The sequence below is a fragment of the Rhizobacter sp. P2_G4 genome (assembly GCF_056403575.1).
Genome location: NZ_JBFUFG010000010.1, coordinates 131203 through 145025, shown reverse-complemented (window position 1 = coordinate 145025; position 13823 = coordinate 131203). Strand labels below are relative to the sequence as shown.

The 13823-nt window shown below is 69.6% G+C and carries 5 protein-coding genes; all 5 read left to right on the top strand.

Annotated elements, in window-relative coordinates:
* Positions 1–101: 101 nt before the first annotated feature.
* The 5 genes from AC1DYS_RS26440 to AC1DYS_RS26420 all read left to right on the top strand — a co-directional run bounded on the left by AC1DYS_RS26440 (position 102) and on the right by AC1DYS_RS26420 (position 13749).
* Positions 102–4343, top strand: a complete 4242-nt coding sequence (locus AC1DYS_RS26440) for an immunoglobulin domain-containing protein (protein WP_477904541.1) — start codon at positions 102–104, stop codon at positions 4341–4343.
* 87 nt (positions 4344–4430) lie between these two features.
* Positions 4431–7778, top strand: coding sequence for an ATP-binding protein (locus AC1DYS_RS26435; RefSeq protein ID WP_477904540.1), 3348 nt, complete (start codon positions 4431–4433; stop codon positions 7776–7778).
* Positions 7779–7801: 23 nt separating this feature from the next.
* A complete protein-coding gene (locus AC1DYS_RS26430; protein ID WP_477904539.1) occupies positions 7802–11128 on the top strand; it encodes an ATP-binding protein in 3327 nt (1108 codons plus the stop codon).
* Positions 11129–11224: 96 nt separating this feature from the next.
* Positions 11225–11905: a response regulator gene (locus tag AC1DYS_RS26425; protein WP_477904538.1), complete on the top strand. Its 681-nt coding sequence runs from the start codon at positions 11225–11227 to the stop codon at positions 11903–11905.
* Complete coding sequence (locus AC1DYS_RS26420) at positions 11905–13749, top strand: sensor histidine kinase (RefSeq protein ID WP_477904537.1); 1845 nt, start codon at positions 11905–11907, stop codon at positions 13747–13749. The genes AC1DYS_RS26425 and AC1DYS_RS26420 overlap by 1 nt, the downstream gene beginning before the upstream one ends.
* Positions 13750–13823 lie beyond the last annotated feature (74 nt).

Genomic DNA, 13823 nt, shown 5'->3' with positions numbered 1-13823 from the left:
CCACTCGGCCGGCGGGGCGCCGCCGCATAACGCTGTCATAACGCTGGCCTTCCTATAACCCGAACCGTGCGAGCCCGTGGTGGCCCGCAAGGAGCGTGGTGATGGGAAATTGCGTGCAGCGGCTGGCGGGGATGTGGGTCTTGTCAGCGGTTCTTGCGGGGTGTGGCGGAGGCGATTCGGAACCATCGCCTCCCGCAACGGGCTCCGGCTCGGCGACCGTCGGCGCGGCCGGCGGGGTGGTCACCGGAGAAGATGGCGCACAGGTCAGGTTCCCGGCCAAGGCGCTGGCGGCAGACGTGACCGTCCGCATTGCCAAGGACGGCACCGGCGCGCCGCCGTTGCCGCCCGTCGCAACCGCCGCCGGCGCGGTGTACATGATCACGCCGCACGGCGGCGCATTCGAGGAACCGGTCGAGGTGTCGATCCCGGTCGACCCTGCCGACATCGCGGGCGACGGCCAATTGCTGCTCGTGACCGCCGAGCCCGGTGACACGCAGTGGCGGGTGCTCTCCGGTGCCAGCTACTACGACGGCAAGATGCGCGCGCCGGTGATGCGCTTCTCGTTCTTTCAGACGATTCGCCTGGTCGACCAGATCATGCCCACGCTGGTCACCAAGATCGACGGTGGCAACAACATCGGCGGCACCGGCATCACGCGCATCTCGGCGCTGGCGAACCTGCCTTTCCCCCGAGACGACTACGACAACAGCGTTCGGCCGACCAACTTCCTGGTGGCAGAACTGTCGATGCCGACGCTGACCACGCAGCCCGGGGCGGTGGCGCGTGGCGGGCTGACCCCGCCGACGCCGCCGTCCACCACCTGCCGCCCGGTCGACCTCGGCCACAACGCCATGTCGTTCCGCTTCACCCGGCAAGGCAGCGAGGTGTTCTCGCCTCAGGTCAAACACCGGGCGGTGGTTCCGCCCGAGCCATGGCCGCGCTTTCCCGGCGATGGCGGTCCGCTGGCCTTCACCGACGAAACGACGATCGGCCGCACCGGGTTTCCCGGCTTTGGCGCCATCCACTATTACGGCAACGAATCTCCGCGCATCGCGGGTTTCTCCGACAGCAACCCGCCCACGCAGGCACAGATCGACGCGGTGGCCGCAACGCAGAACAGAACCTACCCGCCGCCACTGAGGCTGCCGATCGGCAACGTCTACGCGATGCCCACCGCCGCCGACAACGCCGCCGACAACATCTACACCTGGAGCGGCAACGTCTGGTGGTTGCCGACGCAGAACGGCAGCGTGCGCATCGACGCCGCCATCATGACCACGTGCGGGCTGCTGCTCGAAGCGGTGCCGATCGCGTTCCGGCTCGCTGCCCCGCCCGTCACCCGAAACTACCCGTACGTCGCGCCCGAAAGCTCTTCGTACTACGTCGAAGCCGCCGAAGAGTCCGAGGTGTCCATGTACTTCGGCTTGAAGGAGTCGGACTCTCGCGACGGCTGGGCCTTCAACGACGCAGGCGTGACCTACCGGGTCGAGTACAGCCCGAATCCCACGACCACGGCCTGGCAGCCGGTGGCGCTGTCCGCGGTGACACGCGAGACCTTCAGCGGGGCGAACTGTGCCTACTGCTCGCAGTACTCCCAGGCCCACGGTGTCCGGGTCAGCTTCCCTGCCGTGCAGCAAAGTCAGTCCGGCTTCTACCGCGTCTTCTCGTGCTCGGACGCGGGCTGCTTCGATGGCCAGGCCGCTCAGTTGGTCGTCTTGCGTACTCCACCGTCCATCAGCTCCCAGCCTGTCGGCCAGACAGTGCAGGTCGGCGAGACGGCCAGTTTCACAGTCGGCGTGAACGGCGCACCCCTTCCCGCTCTGCAATGGCAGAAGCGCTCGGTCGCGGCGGCTGCCTTCGGCTTTCTCGCCTGGACCAATATCGACGGCGCCACTGCCGCGACCTACACCACGCCGCCCCTTGCCGCAATCGACACCGCGACCCAATACCGCGTGTCGGTCAGCAACGCGCTGGGGGGCGTGGCGAGCGACGCCGCGATGCTGATCGTGATCGAGCAGTTCACTCCGCCCGTCATCCAGTCGCAGCCCGGCAACCTGAACGTCACGGTCGGCGCGACGGCAGTCTTTGCCGCCACGGTCGCCGGACCCGCCCCGCTGAGCTACCAATGGCGACGCAACGGCGCGGCCATCTCCGGGGCCAACAGGGCCGTGCTCACGCTGTCCAATGTCACCGCCGCCAATGACGGCCGCTACGAGCTCGTCGTGACCAACCGCGCTGGCAGCGTGACGAGCGAACCCGCAGTGCTGCAGGTCACGCTCGGCACGCCGATCGCGCTGGCGCCGACGATCGCGGCGCCGCCGGCGTCGATCAGCGTCGCCGAGGGCAACGCGGCCAACTTCGCGGTGGCAGTCACCGGCACCGGGCCCTACACCTATCTGTGGATGAAGAACGGCGTGCAGGCGCCGATCCCGAACGGCGACTCCCCGAGCTTCAGCTTGCCTGCCGTGACCGCTGCCGACGCCGGAACCTATTCCGTGCGCGTCACCAACAACGTGGGCACCGCGGTCAGCACCGCGGCGATCTTGACCGTGACCGCGGGAACCGGCGTGACGCTGCCGCCCACCATCACCACCGCGCCAGCCGGCGTGGCAGTGCTGCCGGGTGGCGGTGCCACCTTCGCGGCGGCGGTGGCGGGCACCGCGCCCTTCACCTACCAGTGGCAGCGCAACGGCGCCAACATCCCCGGCGCGACCGGTGCCGTGCTGCACATTGCCGCGGTCTCCGCGCTCGATGCCGGCCAGTACACGCTGGAAGTGCGCAACGCCGCGGGCGCCGCGGCGAGCAGTGCCGTGCCCTTGATCGTGATCGGCGCGCCCCTCATTAGCGCCCAACCGGCAGCAGCCACGGCGGCTGCAGGCGCAAGCGCGCTCTTCACTGTCAGCGCCAGCGGTGACGGCCTGCGCTACCAATGGCTGCACAACGGCGTGGCCATCTCCGGTGCCGTGGCGGCCAGCTACGCCACGCCGGCGCTGGCCCTGGGCGACAGTGGCGCGAGCTACGCCGTGATCGTCTACAACGGCGCGGGCGTCGTGTTCAGCCAAGACGCGGTGCTGACGGTCACTACCCCGCCTTCCGTCGCTGAATGGGTGACCCCGGTCGCGATCAAGACCAACGACACCTACGACGCGCAATCGCCCAGCCTCTCCGTCAATGCAGCGGGCGAGGCGGTGGCCGTCTGGATGCAGGGCGGCGGCAGCAGCCTGGGCATCCACATCTGGGCCAGTCGCTACACGCCAGCGGGTGGCTGGGGCACGGCGCAGCGCATCTCCGATGGCCAGGGCGGCGCCCAAAATGCGCAGGTGGTGGGGATCGACGCGAGCGGCCACGCGCTTGCGGTCTGGCAGCAGTCGGACAGCATCTGGGCCGCCCGCTACACCGCCGGCGTCGGCTGGGGCACGCCGGGGATCATCGATTTCGGGTCGGGCCCGGCCGGCAACCCGCAAATCGCCATGCAGGCCGACGGCAACGCGCTCGCGGTCTGGTGGCAAAGCTGGAATGGCCGACTCAGCGTCGAGGCCGCTCGCTATGTCCCCGGCGCCGGGTGGAGCAGCCCCGAAACCATCGAAAGCGACAACACCGGCGATGTCTCGGCGCCGCAGGTCGCCGTCAATGCCGCCGGCCATGCGGTGGTCGCGTGGGCGTGGGCGGCCGACACGGGGGCCAACAATTACGTCTACAACGTCTGGGCGACCCGCTACCTGCCCGGCGTTGGCTGGAGCACTGCGGAGCCCCTCGACAGCAACAACACGGAGCAACCCAACCTCTCACCGCAGGTCGCGGTGGGCGCCGGCCAGAACGCGATCGTGGTCTGGCACCGGCGAGACAACGGCCTCGACCGCGTCAAGTCGAGCCACTACAGCGGGAGCGCGGGGTGGGTCCAGTCGCTGGAGGTCGACCCGGCGGTGGTGTCGCGCAACGCCCGCGTTGCGATCGATCCGTCCGGCAATGCGCTCGCGGTGTGGGAGCAAGGCCTCTCCCCCGCCAACGTGATGGCCAGCCGCTACAACGGCGCCACCTGGGATGCCCCGGCGCTGATCGAAACCGACAACGCCGGCTCGGCCCGAACCCCGCAGATCGTGATCGATGCGAACGGCATCGGCACGGCGTTCTGGTCGCAGCGCAACTTGGCTGGATTCACGGACAACGTCTGGGTCAACCGCTACGTACCCGGCAACGGGTGGGGCAGCGCCGTGGCGATCGACGGCCAGGCGGAGCCTGCGACCCACCCGGCCCTCGGCGTCGACGGCAGCGGGCGCTTGGTCGTGGTGTGGGAGCAGGCGGTCGCGTCGGTGAAGAGCCTGTGGGCGAGTGGTTTCCGCTGAGCTGCGCCTGTGTCGTTGCAGCGCCGGCTTGATGTTCAGGGGCCAGCTGCCATCATGCGGGGCCGGCCCGGCGCGCACAGGGTGACCATGACCACCGAACCTTGCTCGATGACGTTGACCCTGGCCCGGGACCCGGCGGCGCAGCGCGCCGGCGAGCCACCGGTACCGCTCAGCCTTCGCGACGGGGCCCTGCTGGCCTGGCTGGCTCTCGAAGGGCCGACCCCGCGCATGCGCCTTGCGCAGCTGCTGTGGCCCAGCAGCGACAGCGAGGCGGCACGCAACGCCTTGCGACAGCGCTTGTTCCACCTGCGCCGCCTTTTTGGTGAGCAGCTGGTCGCCGGCCACGCCACGCTGTCTCTGGCCGAAGGGGTGATACACGACCTCGGCGATTCAGACCAGGTGCTGGGCGAGGGCAGCCATGACTTCGGCCCCGAGCTGGTGAGCTGGCTGACGCAGCAGCGTGAGCGCCGGCGCGGGCGCCTGCGGCAGTCACTGGTCGAGCTGTGTGACATGGCTGCGCAGGCGCGCGACTATGCCGATGCGCTGTCGCATGCGCGCGAGCTGCTGGCGCTGGAGCCGCTGTCGGAAGAAGCGCATCGGCGTGTGATGCGCCTGTACTACCTGGCCGGTGACCGCGCTGCAGCGCTGCAGGCCTTCGACCACTGCGAGCAGGTGCTCAAGGATGAGGTTGGCGCCAAGCCGTCTGCCGAAACGCTGATGCTGCTGAAGACGGTCGAAGCCGCCGATGCAGCAACTGGTGCGCAGGTACTGTCGCTGGCGGTGCCGGCCAGCGTGTTGCGCCCCCCGCGCCTGGTGGGGCGCACGGCCGAGCTCAGTGTGGCGCTTCAGGCCTGGCACAACGACCGGGTCTTCTGCCTGGAAGGTGAGGCGGGCATGGGCAAGACACGGCTTCTGCATGAAATCATCGCGCGCCGGCCCGATGCCGTCTGCGTGCAGGCGCGGCCGGGCGATGCGGTTGTGCCCTATGCAACGCTGGTGCGCCTGCTGCGCGTCCTGCTGGCGCGCACGCCGCAGTTGCCTGGTGCCGAGGTACAGACTTCGCTCGTCCCTGTGCTGCCCGAGTTCGGAGGCCCGGTGCGGCTTGCAGCCGGGGCCGACTTGGGCCAGCGCCTGGCGCTAGGGCAAGCTGTGGCGGATCTCGTCCAAACGGCGCACGCCACTGGTGTGGGCGCCGTGATCGTCGACGACCTGCATTTTGCCGACGACGCGAGCATCGAGATGCTGCTGCAGCTCTCACGCGGTACAGGGGACCGTGGGCTGCAGTGGGGGTTTGCTCGGCGCCCGGCCGAAGGCTCGCCGGCATTGGCCGGCCTGTACGACGCGCTGCTGGAAGAGCGGTGCCTGGAGCCAGTGCCGCTCGCGCCGCTGACGCGCGAGCAGCTCACCGAACTGCTGCAGTCACTCGGCTTGCCGCAGCTGCAGCAGGCCGAGCTCGCCGCCACCTTGCACCGGCATTCCGGTGGCAACCCGCTGTTCGCGCTGGAGACGCTGCGCCAAGCCTGGGTGGACCGCGGCCTGGACGGCGGCCCCTTGCCGCGGCCGGTGAGTGTGACGCGGCTGATCGAGCGCCGGGTCATGCGCCTGTCGCCGGCGGCCGTCCGCCTTGCACGCTGTGCCGCAGTGGCCGGGGTCGATTTTTCGATCGAGCTGGCGGCCGTGGTTCTGGCGGTGCCAGTCATCGATTTGGCCGACGCCTGGAGCGAGCTGGAGCAAGCCCAGGTCTTCATTGACGGCGCCTTCGCTCACGACCTGATCCACGAGGCCGTGCAGGCCGGCCTGCCACGCCAGATCGCCTCTCACCTGCATGGCGAAGTGGCCCGCCACCTGGAGCGGCGCAGTGCCGCACCGGCGTCGATCGCCACGCATTGGCTGGCGGCGGGTGAGGCGGCGCGCTCCTTGCCTTTCCTTCATCGTGCGGGGGAGCTGGCGGCAGCGCAGCGGCGCTTTGGTGAGGCGGCCACGGGCTTCGAGCGCGAAGCCCGCTTGCGGCTGGAGCACGGCGATGCAGAGGGCGCCTTTGCCGCAGCCCTGTGCATGCGCCAGGCCTGTTTCGAACTCGACTTGGCAAGCCGCACCGACACGGCACTCGAATTGCTCGATCTCGCAGCAGCCACGCCGCCGCAGCGCGCGCTGGCCTGTGCCGAACGCGCGATCGTGTGCATGCACCGTGGCGCGATGTCCGAGGCGGAGCGCGCGGCCGAGGCCGGGCTCGCCGCACTGGGCGCGCTGGTCGAACCTGCCTTGCGTGCCGATCTGCACCAGCACCTGGCTGCGGTGCGCCTTTGGCAACAGCGGGCGGCGGAAGCCTTCGTGCTGTTGTGCTCGGTCGAGCAGGATGTCGAGGCCACGGGCGATGCGAATCGGCAGTTCGAATTCGCGCAGGCATTTGCCGTGGTGCTGGAACACCTCGACCGCCCTGGCGAGGCTGTTCTCTGGAGCCGGCGCGCCGCAGATGCAGCGCTGAAAGCCGGCAAGCTGCCCGGCGCAGCACAGACTCTGCTCAACCTGGCAGTCGGCTGGCGCGACAGCGGGCGGCTCGACCAGGCGATGGCCACGCTGCAGGAGGCGCAGGCCCTGCTCACCAGCCTGCCCGAAGGCGCTATTCCCTATTCCAGCCTGGACACCAACTACGGCATCGTGCTGCGTGATCTCGGCCGCTATGGGGAAGCGCTCGACTGGCTGGACCGTGCGATCGAGCGCGGTCGCGTCCATGTGCCGGGTTGGGTGCCGTTGTTCCTGTGCCATCGCGCTCAGGTATGGCTGGCGCTCGGTCAGTCCGCCCGAGCGCAACACGATCTCGACGCCGCCGCGGCCGTGGAAGAGGCGCCCCCCATGGCGCGGTCGCGCCGAGAGCTGGTGCAGGCACAACTGCTGCGGATGTTGGGGCAAGACAGCACGGCGGCATTCGAGCGGTCCGCGGCGCTGCTGGGCTCGGGTGGGCGAGAGTTGTCGCAGCAACGCCAAGAGCTTGCGCGCTGCGTCCTGCTCCAGCCTGCCGAGGCGCTCGCGGCGGCCGGGGCGGTACTCGATGCGTCGACGCGCTCCGAGCGCGTCGGCGTGATGGTCGTTGCGCGAACGCGCCTGTGCCAGGCGGCGCTGGCGCTCGGTCACGTCTCCGAGGCCGTGCGCCACGCCCGACCGTTGGCTGCCCTTGCCGACGGCGAAAGCTGTGACGACCTCTACCGCGGCGAGGTCTGGCTGGCCGCGCACCAGGCGCTTGCTCGAGCTGACCCGCAGGCTGCATCGCAGTTGCTCGTCAAAGTCATGAACTGGCTGCACGAGACCTGCCACCACCACGTGCCGGAACCGTTTCGCGACAGCTTCCTGCAGCGTAACCCGGTGAACCGCGCGCTGCTGGCGCTGGCCGCACGTTCGCGCGAGGCGGGTGCCGGTGCCGCAGCGGCTTCAGACTGACGCGCACCGGTACGCCGAGCCGCATGCACCTCGAACTGTCCGCCGCACCCCGCCTCGTCGGCCCCGATGGACGGACAACGGCACTCGGCCCGCGCGACGGTGCGCTGCTCGCCTGGCTGGCGCTAGAAGGCCCGACGCCGCGCGCCCGCCTGGCGCAGCTGCTGTGGCCCGAGAGCGAGCCCGAATCGGCGCGCAACGCGCTGCGCCAGCGCCTGTTTCAGCTGCGCCGCACAGCGGGCACCGACCTCGTCGTGGGCAGCCACACCCTGGCTTTGGCCGAGGGCGTTGCGCACGACCTGCTCGATGCCGATTCGGTGCTGGGCGAGGCGGTGGAGGAGTTCGGCACCGAGCTGCGCGACTGGCTGGTGCAGCAGCGCGAGCGGCGCCACCACCGGCTGTGCCAATCGCTCACCGAGCTGGCCGACTTGGCCGAGGCCGCGCGCGACCTGCCGGATGCGCTGTCGCATGCCGGCGAGTTGCTGAGCCTGCAGCCTTTGTCCGAAGAGGCCCACCGCCGCGTGATGCGCCTGCGCTACCTCGCCGGTGACCGGCCCGGCGCGCTGCTGGCGTTTGATCGCTGCGAACAGGTGCTCAAGCACGAGGTCGGTGTGGCGCCGTCGCCCGAAACGCTGGCGCTGTTGCAGACCATCCAGCAGGCCGGCAGTGTGAGCCTGGTTCAACGGCCGACGGTGCCGGCCGCGGTGCAGCGCCCGCCGAGGCGCATCGGGCACGAGGCGGCGTGGCAGGCCTTGTGCCGCGCGCGCGACGGGCAGCACACGGTGCTGCTGGCGGGCGAGGCCGGCATGGGCAAGTCGCGCCTGCTGGCCGACCTGGCGCAGACGGCACCTGGCGCGACCTTGCTGGTGTCGGCCCGCCCGGGTGACGCCGCGGCGCCGTATGCGGTGCTCGCGCGTTGGATGCGATCGTTGGTGAAAGGCTTTGGCCTTGCACCTGCTGCGCACCAGCGCGGCCTGCTCGCGCGGCTCTTGCCCGAACTGGGCGACGCAGAGCCGCTCGCACATGAAGACGACCTGTTGCGTCTGACGCATGCCCTGTCTGCCTTGTTGAACGACGCCCAGGTGAAGGGCCTGCACACAGTGCTGGTCGACGACTTGCAGTTCGCCGATGCCGCCAGCGTGGAGTTGCTGCGCGCGCTCATCGCCGGCAGCAGCTGCAGCTGGGTACTGGCGATGCGCTCCCATGAATTGGGACCGGCGGCGCAGGCCTTGGTCGAAGGCCTGGAACGTTCGGCCGACGTGAGCAGCCTCGCATTGCATGCCTTGCAGGCCCATGAAGTGGCCGAGTTGCTGGCCTCGCTCGAGATCGACGGCGTCGGCAGCGATGCGCAAGCCGAATCGCTGCAGCAGCGCACCGGCGGCAACCCGCTGTACGTGCTGGAGACACTGAAGGCTGCCTTCATGCTGGCCCCGGTCGGCCGCGCCGTGGCATTGAGAGGCGAGACTGCAGAAGGGAAGCACTGGCCGAGCGCGCCCAATGTGGCGCGCCTGATCCAACAGCGCTTGATGCGCTTGTCACCGCTGGCTCTGCGCGTGGCGCGCTGCGCGGCGGTGGCGGGGCAGGATGCCAACGCCTTGCTGATTGCGCAGGTGCTGGGCTTGCGTCCACTGGATCTGGCCGATGCATGGAGCGAGCTCGAAGACGCGCAGGTGCTGCGTTCCGGCGAGCAGGGGGGCGGGCGCTTTGCGCACGACCTGATCGCCGAGGCCGCGCTGGCTTCGGTTCCGCACGCGATTGCGCAGCCGCTGCACGGCGACGTGGCGGCGTGGTTGGAGCAGATGCACGGGGAGCCGGCGCGCATCGCCAACCACTGGCTGGCTGCGCGTCAGCCGCTGCGGGCCGTACCCGCACTGAGCCAGGCTGCGGCCAAGGCGAGTGCCGGCTGGCGTCTGGAAGAGTCGGCGGGGCTGCACCGGCAGGCGGCCGACATCCTGCGTGATGCGGGCCAGCGCCGCGAGGCCTTCGCTGCCTACTTTGCTGCGGCCAACGTCTTGTCGGCGGCAGTGATTGACGTGCGGCTGGCCGAGCTGCGAGACGAGATGGAGCTGCTGGCAGAAGACGACGGCCAGCAGGCCATGCTGGCCGTGCTGCAACAGCTGCTTCTGGTGGAAAGCCGCTGCCATGAGGACGCATGGCGAGTCACGCTTCATGCCATCCCGCAGGCCCAGCGCGCCGGCCTGCCCGAGATCGAAGCCGAGCTGTGCTGGGCGCAGGCGATCATGCACTGGCTGCGTCGAGAGGTGGCCGATGCGGTGCGGCTGTGCGAGCGGGCGCTGGCCCTGCTGGCGCCGCTCGACCCTGCCAAGCGGCTTCTGAGCATGCACGACGCCAATTTCAAACTGAACCATGCATTGGGCGTTCTGCTCGGCGTATCGGGCCGCTACGAGCAAAGCAACGCGCGCTTCCTGGAAGCGCTGCGCCGGGCGGAGCAGGCCAGCAACCAGCGCAACTGCATCGACCTGGAGCGCGCGCTGGCAAAAAACGCACTGGACCAGGGCCTGCCGGCGCAGGCCTTGCGCTGGGGCGCGGCCGCGGTGAGCCGCGTCGATGGCCTCGTCACCACCAGCGGGGCCGAGACGAACACGATCGAGGTCCAGGCGAACGTGCTGGCGGCGGCCGGCCGGCTCGGCGATGCGTTGGTGCTGTACGGACGCGTGGAGCGGCTGAGCGAGGGAGGGGTGTCTCGCGATGTCGTGCACCCGCTCGTGCGCCGCGCGATGTTTCTGTACGAACTCGGTCGCCGAGACCTGGCCGTGAAAGCTCTGCGGGGGCTGCATGGCGACGACAAGCTGCTGCAGATGGAGCGCTCGCTCGTCAATGCGGCCTTGCTGGCGGTGGGCGAAACCGCCGATGCCGGTGCAGTGCTGGAGCAGGTCGGCAGCATCAACGACTTTCCGCTGCGTGTGTTGATGCTGTGCATGGCACGGCGCGGCTGCGAGCCCGCCGCGGTGTTGCCGCTGCTCGGCGTCAGCCTGGCCACGGCACGCGAGTGTGGCGCCCACGGGCTGTGGCTGTCGCTTCAAGTGCAGCGCGCGGCCGCCCTGCGTGTGGCGGGCCGTGCCGATGAGGCGGCCTCCGCCGCGCTTCAGGCCTGGCAGCGCATGGAAGAAGGCCTGAGCGGGCGCGATCAGCTGCCTGAGCTGGCGGCCGAGCTGTACGCGGCCCTTATCGGCCCTCGGCCGGAGGTGGCGGCCGTGATCGCGCTGCGTGCATCCGCGTGGATGCATGCAGCAGCTTCGACCTTGCCGCCTCCGTGGCGCGACAACTACCTGCAGCGTGCGCCCGCGCTGGCCATGATGACGCGGCCCTTGCTCACCGTGCCGCGCAGCTGAGTGCCGACTTCATCGCGGCAAAGGCAGTGCCTCCCATGTTCGAAGGATGCGGCCTCATGGCCGCAGGGCAGAGCGCGTGCGAATATGCGCAGGACCATGAACCCCGCTACCCATCCCGTCACCGTGGCCCTGGTCGAAGACGACTCTCGGGTGCGCGAGCGATTCGAGCGCGTCATCGCGACCGAGCCAACATTGCGCTGCCTGTTTTCGGCCAGCACCGCGCATGAACTGCTGGCGTGGTTCAACGAAAACGTGGTCGACGTGCTGCTGGTCGATCTGGGCTTGCCCGACACGCCGGGGCTCGAGGTGATCCGCCGTGCGCGCCGCATGCAGCCGGCCTGCGCGGTGATGGTGATCACCATGTTCGGTGACGAAGCCAACATGCTGCAGGCCTTCGAGGCCGGTGCCGGCGGATACCTGCTGAAGGACGGCACCGAGGCCGACCTCGCGGCGCATGTGCTCAGCCTGCATGGTGGCGGCTCGCCGATGTCGCCCATCATCGCCCGACAGCTGCTGGTGCGCTGGCAGGCCGACACGCCGCACGCGGCCCCGGCGGTGCCGGTTGCCGAAGGCGGGCCGGTGGCCTTGTCGAAGCGCGAGTCCGAGGTGCTGAATCTCGTGGCGCGCGGCTTCATCTACCCCGAGATCGCCCAGCAGATGGGCTTGTCGGTGAGCACCATCCAGACGCACGTGCGCAACATCTACGGCAAGCTCGACGTGCACAACAAGACCGAAGCCGTGTTCGAAGCGAGGCAGCTCGGCTTGCTGCGCAACTGATGAATCGCTGGCTCTCGGCGCTCCTGGTCCAGTGCCTGTGCCTCGTCGCGCCGGCCTGCCTGGCGCAGGAGGTCCTCACCTTCGACCATGCGCAGGCGACGCTGCGGCCCGACGGCCTGCCGGTGCGCGAAGGCGATGTCGACCTGAGCCGGCGCTGGGACCTCGAGTTTCCCGGCCGCGACGGCAGCGCCACCTACCGCATCGCCCTGCCGCCGCGCGAGGGCAGCGAGCCGATGGCATTGCTGTTCTCTCGTGTGGGCAACCAGGTGCTGGTGCAGATCAACGGCGCGACGGTGCAACGCCTGGGCACGCTGGGTGAGCCACGGTTCAACGCGGCCAAGACGGCGTATCTCGTCACCGTGCCGGCGGCGCTGCTGCATGCCGACCGGCCGAACGAGCTGGAGGTCGAGGTGACCATCCAGCGGCAGCGCTGGGGCGGCCTCTCGCTCATCCGCTACGGCCCGCAGGTGGCAGTGGAGCCGCTCTACGCCGAGCACCGCCGCCTGCGGCATTTCTCGTCGGTGATCTTCGCGGTGAGCCTCACGGTGATGGGCGGCCTGGCCTTCGGGCTGTGGTGGCGCCAGCGTGATGCGCTGTATGGCTGCTTCAGCTTGGCCGCGATCCTCGGCGTCGTGCGCAACCTCGACCAGGTGTGGCCCGACGTGCCCGTGCCGTGGCCGCTGTGGGGCGCCTTCGCGGCTGTCTGCTATGCCTGCCACCTTGCGCTGATCTGCCGCTTTGCGTTGCTCGCGTTGGGCGAGGCCCCGGCCTGGGCGGGGCGTGCGATCTATGCGGCGATGGCGCTGTCGTCACTGCTCGCGGTGCTCTCTTTCTCGCTCGCGATGCCGGTCCTCTGGACCGCCGGCCTCGCAGTGATGGTGCCGGTGGGGCTGGGGTCGCTGTGGGTCATCGTGCGGGCCACGCTGCGTGGCCGGGGCCGCTTCGGCTGGGTGCTGGTGGTGGCGGCCAGCATTGCCGTGGCTGCCGGCATCTACGACCTCGGGTTCATCCGTGCCGGCCATTCGACCGGGCTGCGTTTCTCGCTGACGCCGCATGCGATCTTCGTCTTCGTGCTGATCATGGCCGGCCTGGTGGCCGAGCGCTACAGCCGCTCGGTGGCCGACTACCGCGCCCTCAACGCCAACCTGGCGCAGCGGGTGGCCGAGCGCGAAGCGCAGCTGCACGATGCCTTCGACGCCTTGCGCGCCCAGCAGCAGGAGCAGGCCGTGCTTACCGAGCGGCAGCGCATCATGCGCGAGATCCACGACGGCATCGGCTCACAACTGGTCGGCCTGATGATCATGATCAACCAGCGCAACGTCGACCCGGCGGTGCTCGAAGACCAGGTCAAGCTCGCGCTCGACGAGATGCGCATGGCCGTCGATTCGCTGCAGCCGATGCATGGCGACCTGACCATCGTGCTGGCCACGCTGCGCTATCGCCTGCAACCACGGTTGCAGTCCGCAGGCATCCAGGTGATGTGGGACGTGTCGCCGCTGCCGCCGATGGATCAGCTCTCGCCGCAGTCGGTGCTGCAGGTTCAGCGCATCCTGCTCGAAGGCTTCACCAACGTGCTGAAGCATTCGCGCGCCACGCAGGTCACGGTGCAAGCGCGCTGGGAAGACGGCCCCGAGCCGAAGGTGCTGCTGTCGCTCATCGACGATGGCGTCGGCTTGCCGGCCGAGGTGTCACCGGCCGGCCATGGGCTCACGAACATGCGGGCCCGCGCCACTGCGATCGGCGCCGAGTTGAAGGTCGAGAACGCACCGGTCCGCGGCACGCGCCTGGTGATCGAATGGCCGCTGCGCGGTACCCACAACGGTTCGGCACCCGAACGCCCATAACGGCTTCATAACGCCTCGCTCGGAACACTGTTCTCCAACCACTGCGGCACGGTGCTGCAGGGATTCCCTGGAGA